At 38.6% G+C, this 18,932-nt stretch carries 30 protein-coding genes; 1 reads left to right on the top strand and 29 read right to left on the bottom strand.

Annotation, left to right across the window (positions count from 1 at the left end; genetic code table 11):
* Positions 1-25: 25 nt before the first annotated feature.
* Positions 26-250 (bottom strand): heterocycloanthracin/sonorensin family bacteriocin, encoded by a 225-nt coding sequence (locus tag MWM02_RS16755; RefSeq protein WP_244402481.1) that lies wholly within the window; start codon positions 248-250, stop codon positions 26-28.
* Positions 251-791: 541 nt separating this feature from the next.
* Here MWM02_RS16755 and MWM02_RS16760 point away from each other — a divergent pair.
* The gene (locus tag MWM02_RS16760) at positions 792-1,187 is read left to right on the top strand and encodes a hypothetical protein (protein ID WP_244402482.1); all 396 of its coding nucleotides are present in this window, start codon (positions 792-794) and stop codon (positions 1,185-1,187) included.
* A gap of 234 nt (positions 1,188-1,421) precedes the next feature.
* Here the strand turns inward: MWM02_RS16760 and MWM02_RS16765 are convergent, their stop codons facing one another.
* The 28 genes from MWM02_RS16765 to yqbG form a co-directional block, all read right to left on the bottom strand.
* A complete protein-coding gene (locus MWM02_RS16765; protein WP_244402483.1) occupies positions 1,422-2,078 on the bottom strand; it encodes a DUF3862 domain-containing protein in 657 nt (218 codons plus the stop codon).
* Positions 2,079-2,512: 434 nt separating this feature from the next.
* Complete coding sequence (locus MWM02_RS16770) at positions 2,513-2,731, bottom strand: helix-turn-helix domain-containing protein (RefSeq protein ID WP_064551977.1); 219 nt, start codon at positions 2,729-2,731, stop codon at positions 2,513-2,515.
* Positions 2,732-2,741: 10 nt separating this feature from the next.
* The gene (locus tag MWM02_RS16775; RefSeq protein ID WP_004434880.1) at positions 2,742-3,227 is read right to left on the bottom strand and encodes a DUF2975 domain-containing protein; all 486 of its coding nucleotides are present in this window, start codon (positions 3,225-3,227) and stop codon (positions 2,742-2,744) included.
* Between the two features lie 510 nt (positions 3,228-3,737).
* Positions 3,738-3,929, bottom strand: coding sequence for a hypothetical protein (locus MWM02_RS16780; protein ID WP_244402484.1), 192 nt, complete (start codon positions 3,927-3,929; stop codon positions 3,738-3,740).
* 110 nt (positions 3,930-4,039) lie between these two features.
* The gene (locus tag MWM02_RS16785) at positions 4,040-4,417 is read right to left on the bottom strand and encodes a hypothetical protein (protein ID WP_244402485.1); all 378 of its coding nucleotides are present in this window, start codon (positions 4,415-4,417) and stop codon (positions 4,040-4,042) included.
* Between the two features lie 201 nt (positions 4,418-4,618).
* Positions 4,619-5,317: an N-acetylmuramoyl-L-alanine amidase gene (locus MWM02_RS16790; RefSeq protein WP_244402486.1), complete on the bottom strand. Its 699-nt coding sequence runs from the start codon at positions 5,315-5,317 to the stop codon at positions 4,619-4,621.
* A 16-nt stretch (positions 5,318-5,333) separates the two neighbouring features.
* Positions 5,334-5,555: a phage holin gene (locus MWM02_RS16795; protein ID WP_256462195.1), complete on the bottom strand. Its 222-nt coding sequence runs from the start codon at positions 5,553-5,555 to the stop codon at positions 5,334-5,336.
* A gap of 5 nt (positions 5,556-5,560) precedes the next feature.
* Positions 5,561-5,827, bottom strand: coding sequence for a hypothetical protein (locus tag MWM02_RS16800; protein WP_244402488.1), 267 nt, complete (start codon positions 5,825-5,827; stop codon positions 5,561-5,563).
* 91 nt (positions 5,828-5,918) lie between these two features.
* The gene (locus MWM02_RS16805; protein ID WP_244402489.1) at positions 5,919-6,050 is read right to left on the bottom strand and encodes an XkdX family protein; all 132 of its coding nucleotides are present in this window, start codon (positions 6,048-6,050) and stop codon (positions 5,919-5,921) included.
* An 11-nt stretch (positions 6,051-6,061) separates the two neighbouring features.
* Positions 6,062-6,262 carry a hypothetical protein gene (locus tag MWM02_RS16810; RefSeq protein WP_244402490.1) on the bottom strand — a complete coding sequence of 67 codons (201 nt, stop codon included), beginning with the start codon at positions 6,260-6,262 and terminating at the stop codon, positions 6,062-6,064.
* Positions 6,259-6,768 (bottom strand): hypothetical protein, encoded by a 510-nt coding sequence (locus MWM02_RS16815; protein WP_244402491.1) that lies wholly within the window; start codon positions 6,766-6,768, stop codon positions 6,259-6,261. The genes MWM02_RS16810 and MWM02_RS16815 overlap by 4 nt, the downstream gene beginning before the upstream one ends.
* A complete protein-coding gene (locus MWM02_RS16820) occupies positions 6,768-7,097 on the bottom strand; it encodes a hypothetical protein (RefSeq protein ID WP_244402492.1) in 330 nt (109 codons plus the stop codon). Before MWM02_RS16820 ends, MWM02_RS16815 begins: the two co-directional genes overlap by 1 nt.
* Positions 7,098-7,520 carry a hypothetical protein gene (locus MWM02_RS16825; RefSeq protein WP_244402493.1) on the bottom strand — a complete coding sequence of 141 codons (423 nt, stop codon included), beginning with the start codon at positions 7,518-7,520 and terminating at the stop codon, positions 7,098-7,100.
* A 1-nt stretch (position 7,521) separates the two neighbouring features.
* Positions 7,522-8,067, bottom strand: coding sequence for a YmfQ family protein (locus tag MWM02_RS16830; protein ID WP_244402494.1), 546 nt, complete (start codon positions 8,065-8,067; stop codon positions 7,522-7,524).
* Positions 8,057-9,079 carry a baseplate J/gp47 family protein gene (locus tag MWM02_RS16835; protein ID WP_244403642.1) on the bottom strand — a complete coding sequence of 341 codons (1,023 nt, stop codon included), beginning with the start codon at positions 9,077-9,079 and terminating at the stop codon, positions 8,057-8,059. Before MWM02_RS16835 ends, MWM02_RS16830 begins: the two co-directional genes overlap by 11 nt.
* Entirely contained in the window at positions 9,072-9,494 is a 423-nt protein-coding gene (locus MWM02_RS16840; protein WP_244402495.1) for a DUF2634 domain-containing protein, read from the bottom strand. The genes MWM02_RS16835 and MWM02_RS16840 overlap by 8 nt, the downstream gene beginning before the upstream one ends.
* A gap of 4 nt (positions 9,495-9,498) precedes the next feature.
* Entirely contained in the window at positions 9,499-9,768 is a 270-nt protein-coding gene (locus MWM02_RS16845; RefSeq protein WP_064552379.1) for a DUF2577 family protein, read from the bottom strand.
* Positions 9,765-10,748: an XkdQ/YqbQ family protein gene (locus tag MWM02_RS16850; protein ID WP_244402496.1), complete on the bottom strand. Its 984-nt coding sequence runs from the start codon at positions 10,746-10,748 to the stop codon at positions 9,765-9,767. Before MWM02_RS16850 ends, MWM02_RS16845 begins: the two co-directional genes overlap by 4 nt.
* The gene (locus MWM02_RS16855; protein WP_244402497.1) at positions 10,745-11,422 is read right to left on the bottom strand and encodes a LysM peptidoglycan-binding domain-containing protein; all 678 of its coding nucleotides are present in this window, start codon (positions 11,420-11,422) and stop codon (positions 10,745-10,747) included. Before MWM02_RS16855 ends, MWM02_RS16850 begins: the two co-directional genes overlap by 4 nt.
* Positions 11,415-14,585, bottom strand: a complete 3,171-nt coding sequence (locus MWM02_RS16860) for a transglycosylase SLT domain-containing protein (protein ID WP_244402498.1) — start codon at positions 14,583-14,585, stop codon at positions 11,415-11,417. Before MWM02_RS16860 ends, MWM02_RS16855 begins: the two co-directional genes overlap by 8 nt.
* Before the next feature lie 191 nt (positions 14,586-14,776).
* A complete protein-coding gene (locus MWM02_RS16865) occupies positions 14,777-15,208 on the bottom strand; it encodes a phage tail assembly chaperone (protein WP_244402499.1) in 432 nt (143 codons plus the stop codon).
* 52 nt (positions 15,209-15,260) lie between these two features.
* Positions 15,261-15,704 carry a phage tail tube protein gene (locus tag MWM02_RS16870; RefSeq protein WP_244402500.1) on the bottom strand — a complete coding sequence of 148 codons (444 nt, stop codon included), beginning with the start codon at positions 15,702-15,704 and terminating at the stop codon, positions 15,261-15,263.
* Complete coding sequence (locus tag MWM02_RS16875) at positions 15,705-17,048, bottom strand: phage tail sheath family protein (protein ID WP_244402501.1); 1,344 nt, start codon at positions 17,046-17,048, stop codon at positions 15,705-15,707.
* Positions 17,049-17,249 carry a YqzN/YkzM domain-containing protein gene (locus MWM02_RS16880; protein ID WP_244402502.1) on the bottom strand — a complete coding sequence of 67 codons (201 nt, stop codon included), beginning with the start codon at positions 17,247-17,249 and terminating at the stop codon, positions 17,049-17,051.
* Position 17,250: 1 nt separating this feature from the next.
* A complete protein-coding gene (locus MWM02_RS16885) occupies positions 17,251-17,691 on the bottom strand; it encodes a phage tail terminator family protein (RefSeq protein WP_244402503.1) in 441 nt (146 codons plus the stop codon).
* A gap of 10 nt (positions 17,692-17,701) precedes the next feature.
* A complete protein-coding gene (locus tag MWM02_RS16890) occupies positions 17,702-18,202 on the bottom strand; it encodes an HK97 gp10 family phage protein (protein ID WP_244402504.1) in 501 nt (166 codons plus the stop codon).
* On the bottom strand, positions 18,199-18,558 hold the full coding sequence (locus tag MWM02_RS16895) for a DUF3599 family protein (protein ID WP_244402505.1): 360 nt from the start codon (positions 18,556-18,558) through the stop codon (positions 18,199-18,201). Before MWM02_RS16895 ends, MWM02_RS16890 begins: the two co-directional genes overlap by 4 nt.
* Complete coding sequence (gene yqbG, locus MWM02_RS16900; protein WP_244402506.1) at positions 18,555-18,932, bottom strand: protein YqbG; 378 nt, start codon at positions 18,930-18,932, stop codon at positions 18,555-18,557. The genes MWM02_RS16895 and yqbG overlap by 4 nt, the downstream gene beginning before the upstream one ends.

An 18,932-nucleotide genomic window follows, 5' to 3' on the forward strand; every position in this document is an offset into this window, starting at 1 on the left:
TCCCCCAGCAATTGAAGCAGATAAATCAACTTCCACCACAACGTCCAAAACACTGTCCAAAACACTGTCCAAAACAACGTCCAAAACACTGTCCAAAACAACGTCCAAAACACTGTCCAAAACAACGTCCACCGAATTGACGAGCATCATCAATCAAATAGGTCTGGGTTTGAGGATCCCAAACCATCACCTCACCCGCCACGAAATCATCCAAACCTAACATTTGAAGTTCATTTTGAAAATTATACATTTTACACCATCCTTATCGTTATAAATTTTTTGGTTTCTGGCGACTCAACCAGAGACAGGGTGTTTTTTGCAAGAAAAAAGTGCAGAGTATTCAGTATATAAATTCGTTTATATTGCATAAAAATTCAATCTGAATTCTCGCTATTGAGGGCTTGACTGGAGCCTCTGCAGCCATGATTCTTTTGCCAAGCGGCCAGCTGTAACAGATTTGGCAAACCCAAACAGGTTATCATGACTGCTCCTCCATGTAAAGCCCCTCTGCATAACCATTTGCATAAAAATTTTGCACATCTCTGCACTTTAATTTTGCAATAAACAACAGGGATGAGAGTAGAACGAAAGTAATCAGAAAGATATCTGTAATTCAGATAAATCCACCGACTACTTCGAGTACTCTCATCAACAAGCTATGTGCTCTGTTAGGTAGTTGTTACTGATTGAAGTGCCTATTTTACTGATTTAAGTGCCTATTTCATTGAGGCTTCGTAAAACCGTATGAACCGCTCGCACCTTCATTCCATTTAGATGATCGAGCGGCTGTATTGGATAAAATGGCCTTTCGCCAATCGAAGACATTCATTCCAAATGTGGGCGGACTCCAGATTGCAGTCGTACAATCGCTCCAAATCCGCTTTGAATGCCCGGAAGAACACTTTTTAGCCATGAAGCGTGAAAACTACCTTCTTTCCTTCCTCATTGGATGGGTTAGTTATAAAACATATGTTCGTTTTTGTGAATCAAAAATTTCCCGATTCATCTCCCCCTTTACTCCGTTTAGAGGAAGGGAGACTTCTCGGGAAAATGTTAAAAACAAAGGCTGGAGGGATATGGGGTTTCTCTTTTCCCTCAAGCCTTTTTCCAACCATTTATCAAAATTTTATTTCGACTTTGGCAGGAGTTTTTTTTATTTAGTTTCTACAACTTCAAGGTTAGTTTAACGACACACTCCACATGGGCCGTATTGAATATTTAATTTCGCAGTATTTTATATTCTTTCAAATTCTTTATTACTTTTATATTTCAATTAAAATAACAATAACACAACTTTCATAAAAAACGTATTTTTTTATGAAAGTTGTGGTCAATTTGGTGGTCACGTGGTCAAGAAGGCTGGAGTCTCACTCCGCCTTCTTTTTTTATGCACAACAAAAGCCTACTCAAAACGAGTAGGTTTATTTCAGTCCGAATTGGGATTTGTTTATTAGTTTTCCACCTTGGAACATTAAAGAAGCGTTAACTCCAATGTCTCCTTCACCTTGGTAATCATACATAACAGTATGTTCAGGTGTTCCGGGCTTTCCGGTTTCGGAAACTTTATGCCCTTCACCACCGACAATCTGTTTCACTTGCTCATATGTCATACCGTTCTGGATTTTATCGAATTCCTCTTTCGTGATCGTCACTTTAGAAGCCGCTTCATCTTCAATACCAAATTGCGACTTATTCACTAATTTGCCACCTTGGAAAGTAAAGTTGGCATTAGCTCCGAAGCTGCCGTCTCCTTCAAACTCGTAAATAGCTGTGTGAGTAGGGGTTCCTTTCTCTCCTGTTTCAGAAACAAGATTTCCTTCTGCTCCAATAATTTTCACAACTTCTTCGTATGTCATACCATCTTTAATTTGTTCGAACTTTTCTTTAGTTACTACACCTTTTTTCGGTTCTTCTTTAGGAGTTGCTGTTGTGATTGTCGATTTTTCATCAGACTTCTCATTTTTTGCTTGATCGCTACTTTCTCCGCCTCCGCCACTTGCCGCAGCGGCAATAATGATGATGGCTATGACCCAAAACCACCATCTTTTGTAGAATGGTTTCTTTCTCTTTTCACTCATACTTTATATCCCCCTCTTTTGTACTATTACGTTTAAACCATATCATAGTTGGCATAAAAATATTGTCGAATTATGTCGGAAATAATGGAAAAATGGATATCTTTAGGATTGATTGACACAATTTTCTAAATGGCGTATACTGAATGTAACCATTTCTGAAAAAGGCTGTACATCAGCGTTTTTTGGGGTTTTTATCGTACCTATGAGGGATTGAAACGAGCAGGCCGGAGTGATTTAGTTCCTATCTTACCTATAAGGAATTGAAACGCATGACTATTCAAGATAATGTGTGCAGCAACATAATGTTTGTATCTTACCTATAAGGAATTACAAAAGCCCTTCTCATTCGAGAAGGGCTTTAATGTTCCCACACTTCATCATTAATTCTTCAATCACTTTTCGAAGTTTTTCTGTTTCTTTTTTATCAACATCTTTTATTGAGTGTCTTCGTCGCTTTTGTACTCCAAAATATCACCTGGCTGACAATCCAAAGCCTTACATATCGCTTCTAATGTTGAAAAACGAACCGCTTTTGCTTTCCCATTTTTCAGAATGGAAAGATTCGCCATAGTAATTCCAACCCTCTCCGAAAGCTCCGTTACGCTCATTTTTCGTTTTGCTAACATCACATCAATATTAATAATAATTGCCATATCCTCCACCTCAGACCGTCAAATCATTTTCTGATTTTATGTTAATCGCTTCTTGTAGAAGCCGTTGGAGGATAGCAGCAAAAACGGCGATAACCAACGAAGCAAAAATGATTATGAGTTGCAATATTCCAAAAGGAGGGTCCATATTCTTCGTTATAAAACGAAAGAGCGGAAAACCTAATACATACAAACCACTGATTGTAAAAGCACAGCACTTTATGTTCTTTAATGCCTTTACGGATAATTCTGAGAATGCTGTGTTTTTGTCAATATACCGTAAAAGATTGAAAGCCTGATAGAGAGCAAAGTAAAAAGGAACAGCTGCTCCATACATCACGATGAAAACGAGATATTTCAAATAAGACATATCTGGGTACAATTCTCCAGCAAAATTTCCAATCTTAGGAACCAAAAATATACACAAATAAAGCACTGCAATTCCAGCCAGAAAAATAGTTACCTTTAAGAAAGTGGTTGAGCCTCGTTTAACATTCATTTAATACACCTCACTTATTTAATGGCAACATGATTTTAGCATATTATTTATCGTTTCACAATAAATTGGTATTGTTTTTTATTATATTATTATCGTTAATTAAAATATCCTTTTAATTATGACAAAAATAAAAAGCATTTCTCATTACAAAGAAATGCTCTTACTTTAAAATGTTAAATTTACAACTTGTTCTACAAAACTTCCAAATAGTTTTTCCTGCGAATTTTCACTACTTTGGGTTTTCTTGGGTTTAAAAAACTCCATATCTGTTCCTCCTTCATAATTCACAGTAAAAATCACACTGTACAATAATTATTTCCATATTCGAGAATTGGTGTGCGAAATCCTACTTGAATTTTAATAAAAACATCAAAGAGTGTAGTAATTTCAAGGAAAGAAAAAACGTGAATTCGTGTGTGAATTCACGTTAAAAATGTATTGTGAAATTGATTTTTGCACCCCAAAAGAGAACCCGCGTTAGTATAAGAGGCTCTTTTTCTTCTAAACAATTCATTGAAAAAACGGATATTTCATGAGCATTTTCTGGAACGGACCTTCGTCTTTGATCGGGAGCCGGCGCGAGGATTTGTAGTAGCACTTCTGGTGGATGATGGTGTTGATAATGTCAAGGAAGACCTTCTCGTCTGGTCGAACCACCTCTGAACAAATGGGACAGCGCAGTCGGCCGACAATCTCGAACATGGAATCACCTCCTCGATAGGTAAGATACAACCCCTGATTATTGAAAAAACCAATAAAAAAAGAAGGCGTTCATGCATTACTAAATGAACGCCTTTTCCAGTTTTTCTTGATTATAATCCGTAAGCTTTATATCCTAAACTTTGATTTATGTTTCGATTAATTCGTTGTACAACAGGTGATTTTTGATGCCCATTTGGATCTAGTATTCCTAATTCACCAGCTCTTTTTAATGCTTGAATAAGAAGTTCACTGTTTCCGTTACTGCGAAGTCGACGTTCTTCTTCTGATGACATGTGTATCACATTATCTGGATTAATGGGTTCAGTTGCATTTTCCATCATATTTCTAAAATCTTTACCATCTAAAGTAACAATATTATTTTTTTCCTCTAATACATGTCCTTTATATCCATAAAGAGATCGAAGCATCCAAAGTTGACGATTAGAATTAAAATTTGCAATCTGTTCTTGGTTTAATCCACTCAACATTATTCTCACTCCTTTTCTATTTTATTGATGTGGAATATTTGGAATAAACTTCTATATTATTTATCGACTTCATTATGCAAATTTTTATAATTTTAACCAAAAAATTCAACATATTTTAAAATTTTCCCGATTGCAGGATATAAAAATAGGAACAAATGTACGATTTTTATACAAATAAAAAACCCTGCCACTTGGCAGGGATTATACTATGATTGCTGGATATCCTTTTTTCTTCAATTCTTCCGCAAGCCGTTCCGCGTTTCTCCGATCGGAAAAAGCCCCGACTTGCACGCGATACAATTTTCCGTCAGACACTTTTTGTTGTGGTTGTGATGGTGTTGAGTTTGCTTTTTTCGGCAACCCCAAGAATTTCGCAACACCCCTAGCATGCGCTTCCCCGACTGCTTTGAGGAACTCTTCATTTTTCAAGTATTTTGCGTCGTTGCTGTCGATGAACAAGTTTTCCGTTAAAACAGCTGGCATTTTCGTTTCACGCAATACGGCATAGTCAGCGCGTTTTTTACCACGATCTGTGATGTTACCAAACTGACGCATTGCGGCCAAAATTTCATTGTGTAATACGTTTTGCAAAGCGACCGTTTGAGAAGAAACGCCGCCGTTGTATACATAAGATTCAAAGCCTGTGCCTTTTCCAGCGTTGATATGGACGCTGATAAAAATATCAGCTCCCCAATCATTCGCCATTTTTGCGCGTTGGGATAATGTTAGTGTTTGATCTCCTGCACGGCTGATACGTAGCTCAAATCCAGTGTAATTCTCAAATAGGTGATCTACGGCATACTCAACAATTTTGTGCGTCAAAACTTTCTCTTGTAATCCGTTCGCAACTGCCCCCGGGTCACTGCCACCGTGTCCTTTGTCCAAGAAGATTTTTTTCATTTCCTACACCCTCCTATCAAGATAATCCATGTTTCTCCAACACTTCTTTTTGTTTGCGTCCCTTCTTGCTCAAATAGTTATTTTTCCACCCCATGTACAGCGCATAAATTCCAGAAACAACAGCAACAATATCATTGACCAAATCATCAGGAATCGTTTGATAACCAAGCATATTTAACACAGCGTTGATAACAGCAACGATAAGTAAGGAAAAACGTGTGATACTTGCTTTATCCATATCCCTCATCCTTTCAAGTAGTTTAATAACGAAAAAATAAAAGTGACCGCCAATGCACTGACGCTCACGAATAAAGAGATATTATCCCTTTTATTTTTCTCTTGCTTGTCAAGACGCATTTCAATTTGTCCGAAGCGCAATTCAGCTTCATTCCGTGTCAAAAAGTTTGCGCTGTATGCGTCCAATTTGTTTTCGATACGTTCTAGGCTTTTCGACAGCGCGGCAAGTTGGGTCTCTAATGTGGCGATGCGTTCGTAGTCTTTTTGCTCCAATGTCGAAACCCCCATTCTTTTCTATAAAAAAGGCATAAAAAATACGCCTCCGTTTTGGCGTTGGTTTGTCGCAGTATCGTCCGAATGTTCATTAAACAATTTTTGGTGTAGCGAGAATTGTATCTGCTTGTTCCTGCGTAATATACCCTTTTGCAACCGCGTTTTGCACTTGCGTTTCCGTATATTTTCCCAAAATCCATTGATTCAAAATAAATTGATACATCGTGTTCCCTCCTATAATCCAAGCAACGCTGTAATAGCATCCTCAACAGCTGATAATCGTTGTTCAAAGGTTGGCGGTACCGGGATTTGTTCCCCAGCAGGAATTTCAGCATGTACTGGTACTTTCACGACATGAGAAACGGATTGACCGTCTTGTGTGTATTCAGTGACTTGCATATCACCTTCAATGTACTGTCGTAAAATTGTTATCATGGTAATAATCCTCCTCTTATTTCATTGAAAAACGTGCTATTTGTAAGTCCTTGTTTTATTTCGACTAAAACTGATTCATTAAATGGAATTGGAAAGTCTAATAATATAAGGGCTGGGTATTCTTCATTTATATATGGGTATTGACTTTTTATTATTGATGGATCTATAGGATAAGTACTTGAACCCACTGTTGTCATATACATACCACCTGATGATGTAAAAAACACATCATCTTTTTGCATTATGCCCCCAACATATCTATAACTTCCGTTTGCAACTATTTGCGCATCGAATATGACAGTCCCATCAACGGTTACTCTTAATATTGCATAATAGTTATTTGAATATGGTGCACTTTTTATGGTTGATAAAAGTCCTTTACCTGTTATGCTGAAAACGGTTTTCCATGAAGTCGAAGTTGCAATTTGTGTAAATTGTGTAAACGGTGTAATTTTTAATAGATCTGTTCCTCCGCTACTTACTGGTTTTGCCCATTGAATACCCATTAGTTCACCTCCACTCCACTAATGTGAATAGTTATAGCGTTAGCAGTTCCTTGAACTGCTTGAATCGTATCTCCTGCTTCTAAAACTGCTGAAAGATCAAAAATTCCCGTATTATTCGCTGTCACAGTAAGGGCAGAAAAAATTTTGTTTCCGTTTCCTGCTACCTGACCATTAGGAACAAAATGTATAGTAACGTTGGCATCAGTTCCTGTTGTATTTGACAAAACGATCTGCTTTACAATTGTTTTTGTATTAGTAGGCACAGTATACAATGTTTCCAGAGAAGTTCCCGGTTGACCTATATACAATCGTTTCGGAGTTGCCGCCAATTAAACCGCCCCCATCCAGTACAAGATTTCAAGATCGTCAGATTTTAGTTTTGCTGCGTTCCAATCCGTTCTCTCTGTTGCCGTTACATGCTTCGTAGTATCAGCCGAATGTGCAGCAAAGTTTTGTTCTGCAGTTGTCAGTCTATTAAGTACAGTTGTAGCAAAATTAGGGTCATCTCCCATTGCTTGTGCTAATTCTCTTAATGTATCCAGTGCTTCTGGAGCACCATTGATAAGACCTGCAATAGCTTCGTCGATTTTCTGCTGAACACTTTCTGATGTTTCTACCTCCGTTTTTAACGCAACCTTTTCATCGATTTTCCTCCAATTCTGATTTAGCATGGTTTCGATGTTAAAAGTATCATTTCCATCGGTAACCGGATTTTTTAAATATAACCCTAGATTTGGAGTAATTTCAGGCACATTATGCACCTCCTGCAAATTTGTTTAGTGGAATTTGCTCCATTTCAGCTATCGTTTTCACATTGTGAATATCTTTGATTAAGAGATAAGTAAACTCAAATAAGAGTTCGAGATGGCAAGGAATAATTTCTTCTAATGCCTTTCTGACATCATCTAGATTGCTTGGAACACCATAAGAAGATATAAATTTCACGATTAATTCTAAATCCCTTGGTTTTTGGATGACTTCAACTTCCCCGCCGTAATAGGCCTCAGCAGTGTTTTTTATGACATCTTCTTTTACCGTGCCAATCCCACGTTTTTTAGCCTTTAAATTTGAACGCCTTTCTTCTATTGATTTGCTCGGATTAGTAGGAATTCCGTAATCCTTCTCCCACAGTGCTAGACCCCAAGTTGCTAAGTCTATAAACGCTTGATTTAAAACATCATCGATAGCCGCCTCCAATTTATCAAATTGTTTTCCTTTTGCATGGGCAATTGCTTGATATTCTGGAGAGTTTCTAAATAAGTCCGGTAACAATTCAATGATCTCGTCTTTAGATGACATTAAATGTCACCGCCCCGGCTACAGCAATCTCATCTTCCCTAAGTATTAAGTTCGAAGTCCCGTTGTTTATTAGGACATTTTGATAGTCTATTACTCCAGCTTGATCCAAAATCATTGAAGATAGCTGGGAGTATCTAACGGTGTTAGTCGTAAGAGCTGAATCAGAAAATAGTTTCTCAATAGCAGTTTTATATCCGAATTCAATAGTTTCTATATCTACACCTGGTTGCAGTGTAAGATCAGCTGTAATATTTATAGGAACTTCCACTGCTGCATCAACCGTGAGTTCGACACCTATTGGCATTTCGTTTGCGATATGATTGAACACCTCTGTTACTTTCTCTTGCGAAGGAGCTCTTCCATCAGAACCAACCACTACTACTCGTACAGTGCCTTTTCCTTGCCAGCGCGGAAAAACTTTCGCAGCCCTGATACCTGGTACTTCCTTAGCCCACTGTTCGTAGTGATGAACGTTACCGCTAGTAGCAGGTTTTGAGGCTTTTTCTTGGTAACGGTTATATAGATCTGGATCTTCCTCCTCTTCTTCTCCAGGAGTGATAATTTTCCCTAAAATAGCTGTTTGGAGCCCGTCGATGTTATCTAATGGCAGCAATACCGACCCTTCAGGAGGTTTATTTCCAATGGTTCCTGCTTCTTCACATTGCAGTTTGGCGTTCGTTCCTGCTTCAGTAACGACATAATAAACACCATCTACAAAGAAACGGGATCCCACATCTACAGGTATGTTAAAAATTCCTTCTCTAATTGCCTTTATAGCCCGTTTTTTAAACACGCCAATTTCACTTGTTCGCCTTTCAAGATATTCACCTTCACTTGTTGATGCAAAAACCAGATTAAGCACTCGATCCAGCTGCACATATGCATCTGCTAGTTTTTTCGCTGCCGGGGCCAAAGCTATATAAATAGGAGATCCTTCTCGTTTGTCAAAGTCGTCAGGTATGTCATCCAGCATTTCTTTCAAGATGGTTTCAAACGTCCGATCTTCAAACACCTTCTCCAAACACCTCCTCCATTTCAATAGGCCCTTCAGTTGTGTGAACCACAAAATTTACATAAAAAGCATCATCTTTGTGTTCAATCTCAAACTCTTCCACACTCTCCACGAAATCCAAATAAATAAGAGCCTCCTCGATTAAACGGGGGAGCTCCATTTTTTTGTATTCAACTGTTGTTTCGTTATCCGCAATTAATTCTTCAATTTCATTGCCAAAATCACTGGACAGTATTGGGTAGGCATACCGAGAAATACGAAGAGCGAACATAATTATTTGTTTCGCCGCTTCAATACCATCAATAACCTCACTGGTGAGAATATTTTTTTCAAAATCAAACCGGAAAGTTTTTAGGACAGGTCGCAAATCTTCCGCGGCAATTTCCTCAAAATTTAGTTCAGGTGATAAAGCCATAACATCACTCCGCAATCCTGTCGATAATAAAAAATGATTGCCCGCCCTGAATGGCAGCAACCATTACCCTATCACCGATTTTTAGTTCTTTTCCAGGCTCAGTCAATCTTTCAGCAATCGAAATCAAATCTTCTGGAATAATTAATTTGTTATTATCCCTTAGTTTGATCTGCAAATCGGGAGGTGCAGAAACAACAATTGCTTCCAAAAAACGCAAAGGCGATTCAGCTTGTACAGCTTCCAACGCAATTTTTTTGATCGTCTGAACCATCATAGAACCACATCCTCTGGCAATGAGTTATCAGTAATGAGATCAAGGCTCATCTTATGAACCCTGCCGGCAAATGTATGAGTGTCTGAATCAATAAAGTAGGTACCACGTAATTTTGCATCTGGAATATTTACATATACAGGCATTCCACTTGTTAATTCTGTGATTCCTAATCCCTCTATGCTTAACCGTTTTTTCAGAGTCTTTTTCTTTGATAAAAGATTATTTGCGCGTTGTGTCAATTGAGCTTTGTTCAAGTTATCCGTCACTTTTTCGTAGTATTGCAGCACACCATACCTCTTTATGCCATCTTGATCAGATACCACCACTTTTGTTGTCTTTTTATCTTCACCCGCCTCCAATTTCACACGCGTAGCAACTTCTTCAATGGAAGTGGAATAAGCAAAGTCTTCAATGTTAACACCCGTTTCAAGTACCCATTGAGAAGTTGGATTTGGCCATTCCTGCAAGTATATTTTTCCTAAACGTGAATAAACTCTGTATTTCTTCTTTGTCTGTTTTTCTGTTTCGATTAACGCTTTTAGGATAATATCGTATAATGACGTTTCACTATCAAACACAAGTGAATTAATGGCGTATTTTGTGTTTACAATTTCAGCATAAGGAATTTGAAAGTCTTTGCACATTTGGATCAAAATTTGGTCTGCTCTTTTCTTTGAGAAAACATAAACATCTTTATTTAAAAGTAAATACTGCAACATATCATATGCAGTGAACATTAATTTTCCACTTTTTGTGATGTTACGATTAAATATAGTCCCTCTAAACAACTCTGTACCTTTCCATTTAAAAAGAACCGTGTTTCCTTCATCAATTTCGGAAAGTATGTCATATCCGACGTTTTTATACAGAATGTTTACATCTATTTTTCGAGCTGCATTGAAACGCTGTCCACTCCAAGTTATGGTTTCTGTCGGTATTTCCAATGTATAGCTGGGTTTAACGAGCAATAATTCTATCATGGAATCTTCAGCACCTGCCCAGGATATATCCAATGCCCTGGCTGTTTGATATTCCTTTTATCACGTTTGATTAGCATATCTTTATTGACTTCCCAAAGTTTTTTAAATTGAGAGCTATCGCTATAGAATTTCCTTGCTAACGCCCATAACGTATCTCCTTTTTTTACAGTATAGGTCTTTGGTTTCGTTTGTGTATTTGGTCTTTTTGTGGCTGTTGCAACTGTACTAGATTTCGGCCTAGTATCGACCTTACGAACAGTTACAAAACGAAATTCTTTTAATTGGATATCGTAATATATATCCCCGATGTCACCTTCTCCTTCTCTATAAACAAATTCTTCGATCGTGACATAAATATTAATAGGTGTACCGGTTATAAGAAAACGTGATGGTTTTTCATTGTTTTTAAATTTATTTATTTTATTTACATAGTCCCACGGTTTGGAGAAGTTTCTAAATTCGCAAATAGAACTATATCTAGCCGGAAAAATAGAAGAAAACGATATGGTTTTTGCTGCTGGATCTTGTATAATTGTGACTTCCCCTAGTCCTGCTATATTGACAGATTCATTTTGCGATCCGTTGCTGATATTTAGTTCAGAAGGAAGGACAGGCAAACGAGATTTTGTGCCATCTGGCCATGCGAACCAAAACTCATATACACTTTTACTCATAGATCGCCATCGCCCCTCCTTCGAAATATTCTTGCTCAAGCGCTTTTTTGACTGCCTTTACTGCTATTTGTGCGACTTTTTCTGCGTCCATGTCGTTAGAGTAGTGATTATCTCCCGTGATTTGAACGATAATGTCACCAATCATTCCGCGAACAGATGAACGCACATTAGAAGCACCACTTGCGACTTGAACTGTTTCGCTCGGAAGCGTTTGTGGTTGAACGCCTAGCTTTTGAGCTGTGTATTGTAATAAGCCTAAAGCTCTGTTTCTGTGTTGTTCAAGTGGAATAATGGCTTCTTTTTTATTTCTTTCGCCAACCATTGCTAAATGCTGACGATTGATAATTCCACCTTTTTCATAACCAGCGTATCTTCCGCCGCGGAACAAAGGTGTATTGTAAACCGAACCGTATCTGCTTTTGATGTAACGGATTGCAGCTGCAGCATTATGAATCGGATTGAGAATATTCCCCATTCCGGGCTGCATGTACACTCTAAATGTAGACGGTAAAGTCTGCAATAACCCGGTTGCATGTTCTCCACCAACTGGCATAGGATTTCGAGCGAGTGGATTACCTCCAGATTCTGCTTGTACAAGTTTCATAAGCCCCGGTAGCCAACTTAATGATGTACCAGTTGCCATCAAAGCCATTGCTAGCCAATTGGAGACATTACTGCTTAATTTACCTCCGTATGCTCCAGAAATACTTGCGATATTGTTCTCTATGAACTTCTTGATGTCAACCGAACTAAAACCTTTCACAACCCCCATCGCAGACCAATAACCCAGTTCAGCCATCTTTCGCGAGGGAGAATGAATGCCCATTTCATCACGAAACGCTCTTTCTACTGCTCTCGCTAATTCTTTAGCTTCTGCTGAAACGTCTTCTTTTCTGCTTCTCATTCCTAAGATGAAATTACCTGCGAATGCGCTACCGAAGCTTGTTCCATTACCTACTGCTTGTAGAGTAGGTTGATAAAGGTTTTTGCTAATCCATGGATGAATATCTATTGACGTATTATTTATACCCAACCCGATATTTTTGGCATATGCTGAGCCAAATGGCTGACCATTCCCGACTGCTTGAAGCATTGGTTGATAAAGTCTTGTTGAAATCCAAGAATGGATATCAGTTTGTACTTGTTCCATTCCGATTACAAAGTTTTGAGCAAAAGCCCAACCGAAAGACTTAGCATTACCCACTGCCTGCAATATCGGATTGTATATTTTCTCAGATATCCAGTTGAAAGGTGTTTGTTTCGCTGAATTTATTCCGATCAAAAAGGCTGCAGCAAAGGCTTGACCAAATTTTTGAGCATTCCCAACAGCCTGATTCAAAGGTTGATAGATTTTAGTCTGTAGAAAACCTTGCATGTCAACATTTTGGGGTATTGCTGCGTTTGCAGGTTTAGGAGAATCCTCTTTTTGGCTGAATTTACCTCCTATCCATCCTCCTAGTTTTTCAAATAAATAACCACCTAAGGCCGCACCTCCGATTGTTCCAAGTGGACCTAAAAAACTGCCAAGTGTTCCACCGATTACAGATCCGAAAGTTCCGCCTATAGCTTTCCCTTTCCCTTTTGCTCCCTTTGCAGTAAGGATTTCTAAGCCACTTAATGCAATACCTAGAAAAGGAATCTTTTTAGATATACCAGATCCCAATTTTGATATTTTTGGGAATCTCAGTTTTTTACTAGACTTGTTTTGCCGCGTCATTAATTGCTTCATATGATCGTCATATGACATAGATGAAGAAGAAGGAGATTTTTTGTTATTTCGGTTTGGCCATTTTTCTTTTAAGGATTTTCCTTTTTCCCATGCGTTTTTTCCTAATTTCCAGGCTCCTTTCGCTCCTTTTAAGACAGGAGATAATAACATACTTCCGATCGCGACTCCTAAAAGAGTAGATACCGCAGCTCCTCCTATTGAACCGATACTAGGATTCTTAAAGGCTTCCTTCCACATACCACCTATGGATTCTAAGCCTTTTTGAACCCCATTTGTTATGCCTTTGAAAATGGCTTCTCCCATGAAAATGCCAACATCTTCTGCCCAAGGTTTTCCTGACGAATTCCACCAGTTATCGAAAGATGGTTTACCTTTATCGTTCCACCATTGATTGATGTCTCCGAGGACAAGTTTCACTTTCCCTTCAAAGTCAAGGTTTTTAAATTTCGGATCGCTTAGATATTTATCTAACCTTTTTACGGCTGTATGAGCTTTTTCGACACCCCACACGATACCGTCACTTAAAACCTTTCCGAAATTGTTAAAAGCTTCACCATTTACAATTTTGGTTAGATCATCAATAAGAGGCTTGGAAGCTTCCAGCCCCCTTTTCCCAAATTCAGTAAACTTCAATTTTGTACTATCAATTAATTTTTGCCAACGAACATAGCCGGTTTCGTTCATTCTGTTTAGATATTCTTGGCTGTATCCCATTTTGTTTAATAGTTGGTCTAATTTCTCAAGTTTTTTCTGTAAAGTTGGAGCTGCTTTGATAGATTCAAGCATTGTTTTCGGTAAATTAAATCTTTCAGCCAAACTGATCATGTCACCGGACAATGCTTCGCGTATAGCAAAAGATGCACCTTCCATGCCTTCTAAAGGATTAGATGCTGCTAATCTTTCAGTGATTTTTACCGCGTATTTCAATTCGTCTAGGTTTTTCGTTAAAGGTACATAAGCTCGACCGGATCCAAAAAAGTCTTCTTGGCTGAACATAGAATTAGCCCCGGCTTTGTTCAGAAAGTCAAAGAATTTTTTTGCTGCTTTTTGATTTTCTCCAAAAAGGCTAGTCACTTGAACTTGTGCCATTTCCATTTTTGCAGCAGCCCCGATTGTTGCTTCGGTTAAACTTTTTACGCCAGCAACTGAAAGCCCAATTGTCACCATGCCTGGTAGGCTCGTTAGAGAATTACGAACTGCACCAATGGTTCTAGACGCCATGTCTACACCCTTTATAGTCACACTCCTACTTGTTGAGGCTAAACGGTCAACAGAATTTGCGATGTGTCCTATTGTTTTCGAAGCTTTGTCCGCTGCTCTAATTAAAATGGGTTTATCGGATTCTTCCTTAAGTTTTTTAAAATCACCTGTAATAGCCTTGAGTTTCCTACTCATTCGGTCCTGCATGTCAAATAAGGTAGTTAATCGTGGCATCTTTTATTTCCCTCCTTTCTCTAGTTTTTTTAATTCTTTTGCAAGTTGCTCAAGTTTTATCTCAATGGAAGCGTAATAAAACGCTTTTTCGTTTCTCGGTGCATAGAATACTTCTTTTAACTGTGATGGGGAATAGCGGAGTTCGTGCATGCAGTAATGCAAATAAACTGCATCACGATCTCCTTGTTCAATTAGTTTTTTGCTTCATCCACCAATTCATCAAAACTATCATCAAATCCATTGATTCTTAATGCCGCTTCAATCCATGCGCTATATTCTCCACCGATAGAAAGGACACGTTTAGCTACCTCAACAGGGTCTTCTGTTTTGTACGACTTTCTCATTTCCTCAGATTTAAAATCAGGAAAGACAGTGGACTCAATAGCCATACGAGCGTAAAAACGGGAAGTATCAAGACGCTCACCGACTTTTTTTCCGTTTTTCATGACAGGTTTCATACAACTTTTTTCTAGCTCTTCAATTTCCTCAGTTTTCATCGGTTTCATGATAAATGGGATGACCTTCCCGTCTCTATCTACATAGCGCTTCGATACAATCACTTCTTCCTCTTCTACCGGTTTTGCATTACCTGCCAAGAAAAAGCTGATATCACGTTCTGCCATTTCATCATCTCTCCTTTAAATTGTAGTTTGTTGTAACAGAAAAAGGGACGACTTAAAAATCATCCCGTAACGATTGTGGTAAGTCAGCATCTTCAAATGTGAAAGGAATTTCTTCCTCCAGTGCTTCTGAATCAACATCCAGACCGGCTACCTTTACACTGTCAAAGTTCACATCATATAGTGTTACACGTTCAGTTCCTCGCCCAGAACTTTTATCATCTAAAACCCCCTGAAAAGTAAAATACTTATCTTCACCAGTTTTTATATAATCAAGCATGATCCGGACAAATTTTGATGTAACCTTGTAAAATGTAGCCGTCCCGGTCCCTTTTGCACCGGTTGTCTTATGACCAGTCATTCGCCGACCCATGATATTGACTTCAGATTTATTTTTTTCAATCGTCGCTTCAAATTTTTTGATATATGCTAACTCTTCTCCATCAAGAAAAAGTCGTCCTTCCTTTCCACTGATCGTATTCTGAGCACGAAAAGCCATCTATCGCACCTCCACTCCAAAATAAAACTTCTCCGTACTGTCTATCGGTTGAACTCCAATATTGATATAGAACCCGTCTCCATCATCATTGATAGAGATTTGGATATCATTTTGACTATTGAAGTTCTTTATGGCCCCGCCATTTTGTAGTTCGGTCATGTAAATCGTTACAAGAGTATTCACAATCTGAATGCCATCATCGTTTGCCGGGATATCACTTCCACGATCTTTTCGTTCTTTTATTTCTTTTTTCAGTTCACGAGTAATATCATTGTTGATTGCGTCTAAAATGCGGATGATTTTATTCTTTTGGAATTTCTTATCTTTTTCTTTTGTAAATGAAACAAAAGAGTTTATGTCTTTTTCTACTATCGCCACTTTGTCTCGTGGATCATATGTGAATAGGAATTCCCCATTTGCTAGACGTTCGATAATTTCATCGTTATCGAAACGGGGGTTAACGTCAATTGCACCGTCATATTCGACGAATGTAAGCGATTGATTGATAGTTGCCCCTGCACTTGCTCCTGCTACCCATGCAACTGTTTCAGCAGGTGTAAGAGTTTTTTCCGGCAACACTACACCGTTAGTTACATTGATAATCCCTTCATAATCTGCTGCATAATTAGGAACGACTCCGACAATTTTAATACCTTGTTCGTCCCTAACACGTTTGATAAAGGAGACAAATGTTGTTTTCAATTGTTCATCCCCATCAACAGGCAGCCCGATAGTATCAAAATGTTCTGTTTCGGCCGCAGCAAGAAAGTCCGTGTAATCCAGATTGGTAGGTATTCCATCTTGTCCGCCTGTCAATTTTGTTCCTGCTGTATCGGATAACGCTCCGGTTCCGGCAAATGTGACATAACCATTTGCTTTCAGTTCACCAAAATCAGCTACTGTTTGCTTGTCCACTGCCTTAGTGCCAACAAACGTAGTGACATCTTTTTTTGTGGAATCTAACACATTTGGTCCAATGACAATAGTGATATCATTCCCTTTTGAACCGCCATAAACAGCTGTAGCCGTCTGTCCTGTTCCAAATGTTGCGGTTGCTTTAGTTCCTTCATTAACACGATATGCCAGTACCGTTTTGCTTCGTTTTTTTGCTTCACGCAGCAATAAAAGAGATGGGTCACTTATGTCTAGTCCGATTTTCTTTTGCACATCGTCAGGACCCGTAATCTCTATAAATTTTTTCGGCTCACCCCAGCTAAGAACTAACGGAATCGCTACTCTTCCACGTTCACCAACGGACAATCGTTCATTTGCTGCAGAAGTAAAACGAAAATAAATACCAGCACGTTCTTTTTCAACGCCTGGTGTCCAAGTACCGCCGTTCATCTATTGTCTAACCTCCTTTTTCAGAAATGCTTGAATTCGCTTTTCTGCTTCTTTTTTAGTTGCTTGAGTTTCTTTATAATCAAAAAAAGCACCATCAAAAACTTCTGGTTTTACACCGAATAGTTTTTGAGAGTGCTGTCTCAATTCATATAAAAAGAATTCCGGTTCTTCTTTGACATTTTCCACTTTCTTTTCAGCCACTTTATTTCACCCCGCTATCGACACCAACATCTTGAAGTGGTGTATATTGTTCTTTTTCGTAGTAATATCTGCTATTCCAGGTTAGCTGGATAATCGCTACTCCACTGTCTGCTATTCTTGTTTCTATTCGGCTAATTCGGATATAATCACCCGTTTCCTCCCCATCTGGCTTCAACAAAGGAATGAGATTCCTCTTTGTTCTGATTGCGTCTGCTATCCTCTCTGCTTCATCAGAAGCCTTCTGCGAATCCTTATGAAACAGTTTAACCGACAAGCTAAAAGTCTTTTTGAATGTTGAAACAGTATCTGGGCTTTCAAAAACAAATGGTTCCGGGAAGTATAGAGATGGCGTCTGAAATCCTTCCGGAACTGGCTTGTCATAAACCTTAACTGGGAAAATTTTATAAATGTAACTCATGATAGACCCGACTTCCTGGTTCATACGCCGCCTCCTAAAATGTATCCAGCCATTGTTGGACCTTTTTTTCTAAGCTTTTTGGGAACATTTTTTCGAAAATCACAAGGGCGTTGTCCCAATAATGGCTGCCTTCGACCCATTGAAACTTAAGTAACATTCCGCTTTCTTTCTCGTCAGGGTCATATTCAAAACGATCCCCTTTCCACCTTCCTGGGACCCATCTACGATCTTGGTTTTTGTTAGGATCTATTGTGAAATGTCCATCATTGACATAAGAAGCATAATCAAGATTGGTACCGACATGAAGAGCAAGCCCACCACTTTTTATTTCCCAAACGTTTTCGCTGTCGCCTTTCTTGAAAGAGTTTAAGAGATTACGAGTGTCTACCGTTTGGGTACGGATGATTTCATCCTGAACAATGTCAAGAAACTTCATTCCCATACCCTCAAGCCATAATGCTATTTCTTTTCTTAAGCCACCATTGGTAGCCTTATCGAGTTTTTTTATCAATTCATCCAATCCTTTTATTTTCATAGGTTTTCTCTCCTAACAGCTGTTACTTCAATATGGTGGTTCCGAATCTTTTTAGGGATTTGGAGTATGAATTCAACTCCATTCCAAACCACCTTATCATTGACACGGATATCGGCGTTCGGAAGAAAATGAATCAAAAAAGATTGAATGATTGTGTTGTTTGGATCCCCTTGAACAATGGTTTGATTTTTTTCCGTAAAATAACATGGCTCATTGACCAGATCCGGTGTCTCGGGATATTCATATTCCGGTTGAAAATCCTCAATTGGTACCCCAAAGCTACCACTAGGTTCATCATTAGTTGCTGTCAAATGGTAAACATCACAACGGTGAATAAGCAAGTTGCGATAACTCATAAGGCTCTCATCCTAAATTTGATAGATTCATTGGTTGAGGACTCAATAATATATTCTTTGAGTAATCCGTAAACATCAGGTTTACGCAGTACACTGCCGTCTCCCAATGTATATGAATAATCGCCGATTTTTTCAGATTTGTAGCCTTTTACGATGGACTCATCACTGTTGATCAAAGCAAAGAACTGTGCCATCTTCAAAAGAGCAAGCTTTGCTTTTTCCGGAAGTGGATCATATTCTGAAAAGTCATGGCCAACAATACTTTCGATTTCAACTTCCGCTTCTATGATGTCTTGCTCCAATAGTGAATCAGATCTTTCTTTCACGACATCAAAAACAGAATAAGCTTTTAAATCAGCAGGAGTGATGAGCAT

The organism is Parageobacillus sp. KH3-4 (assembly GCF_022846435.1).
In the GTDB taxonomy this organism is placed as follows: domain Bacteria; phylum Bacillota; class Bacilli; order Bacillales; family Anoxybacillaceae; genus Parageobacillus; species Parageobacillus thermoglucosidasius_A.

Excerpts from the sequence above, each read along its gene's own strand:
- yqbG (WP_244402506.1), bottom strand. The coding sequence starts at position 18,932 with ATGCTCATCACTCCTGCTGATTTAAAAGCTTATTCTGTTTTTGATGTC.
- MWM02_RS16840 (WP_244402495.1), bottom strand. The coding sequence starts at position 9,494 with ATGGCTTTATCACCTGAACTAAATTTTGAGGAAATTGCCGCGGAAGAT.
- MWM02_RS16850 (WP_244402496.1), bottom strand. The coding sequence starts at position 10,748 with ATGATAGAATTATTGCTCGTTAAACCCAGCTATACATTGGAAATACCG.
- MWM02_RS16770 (WP_064551977.1), bottom strand. The coding sequence starts at position 2,731 with ATGGCAATTATTATTAATATTGATGTGATGTTAGCAAAACGAAAAATG.
- MWM02_RS16895 (WP_244402505.1), bottom strand. The coding sequence starts at position 18,558 with ATGAGTTATCGCAACTTGCTTATTCACCGTTGTGATGTTTACCATTTG.
- MWM02_RS16810 (WP_244402490.1), bottom strand. The coding sequence starts at position 6,262 with ATGATAACAATTTTACGACAGTACATTGAAGGTGATATGCAAGTCACT.
- MWM02_RS16860 (WP_244402498.1), bottom strand. The coding sequence starts at position 14,585 with ATGCCACGATTAACTACCTTATTTGACATGCAGGACCGAATGAGTAGG.
- MWM02_RS16795 (WP_256462195.1), bottom strand. The coding sequence starts at position 5,555 with ATGGATAAAGCAAGTATCACACGTTTTTCCTTACTTATCGTTGCTGTT.
- MWM02_RS16875 (WP_244402501.1), bottom strand. The coding sequence starts at position 17,048 with ATGAACGGCGGTACTTGGACACCAGGCGTTGAAAAAGAACGTGCTGGT.
- MWM02_RS16815 (WP_244402491.1), bottom strand. The coding sequence starts at position 6,768 with ATGGGTATTCAATGGGCAAAACCAGTAAGTAGCGGAGGAACAGATCTA.
- MWM02_RS16855 (WP_244402497.1), bottom strand. The coding sequence starts at position 11,422 with ATGAGTAAAAGTGTATATGAGTTTTGGTTCGCATGGCCAGATGGCACA.
- MWM02_RS16765 (WP_244402483.1), bottom strand. The coding sequence starts at position 2,078 with ATGAGTGAAAAGAGAAAGAAACCATTCTACAAAAGATGGTGGTTTTGG.
- MWM02_RS16775 (WP_004434880.1), bottom strand. The coding sequence starts at position 3,227 with ATGAATGTTAAACGAGGCTCAACCACTTTCTTAAAGGTAACTATTTTT.
- MWM02_RS16890 (WP_244402504.1), bottom strand. The coding sequence starts at position 18,202 with ATGAAAATAAAAGGATTGGATGAATTGATAAAAAAACTCGATAAGGCT.
- MWM02_RS16885 (WP_244402503.1), bottom strand. The coding sequence starts at position 17,691 with ATGAACCAGGAAGTCGGGTCTATCATGAGTTACATTTATAAAATTTTC.
- MWM02_RS16790 (WP_244402486.1), bottom strand. The coding sequence starts at position 5,317 with ATGAAAAAAATCTTCTTGGACAAAGGACACGGTGGCAGTGACCCGGGG.
- MWM02_RS16865 (WP_244402499.1), bottom strand. The coding sequence starts at position 15,208 with ATGGCAGAACGTGATATCAGCTTTTTCTTGGCAGGTAATGCAAAACCG.
- MWM02_RS16805 (WP_244402489.1), bottom strand. The coding sequence starts at position 6,050 with ATGTATCAATTTATTTTGAATCAATGGATTTTGGGAAAATATACGGAA.
- MWM02_RS16830 (WP_244402494.1), bottom strand. The coding sequence starts at position 8,067 with ATGTCATCTAAAGACGAGATCATTGAATTGTTACCGGACTTATTTAGA.
- MWM02_RS16755 (WP_244402481.1), bottom strand. The coding sequence starts at position 250 with ATGTATAATTTTCAAAATGAACTTCAAATGTTAGGTTTGGATGATTTC.
- MWM02_RS16845 (WP_064552379.1), bottom strand. The coding sequence starts at position 9,768 with ATGATGGTTCAGACGATCAAAAAAATTGCGTTGGAAGCTGTACAAGCT.
- MWM02_RS16870 (WP_244402500.1), bottom strand. The coding sequence starts at position 15,704 with ATGGCTTTTCGTGCTCAGAATACGATCAGTGGAAAGGAAGGACGACTT.
- MWM02_RS16785 (WP_244402485.1), bottom strand. The coding sequence starts at position 4,417 with ATGTTGAGTGGATTAAACCAAGAACAGATTGCAAATTTTAATTCTAAT.
- MWM02_RS16780 (WP_244402484.1), bottom strand. The coding sequence starts at position 3,929 with ATGTTCGAGATTGTCGGCCGACTGCGCTGTCCCATTTGTTCAGAGGTG.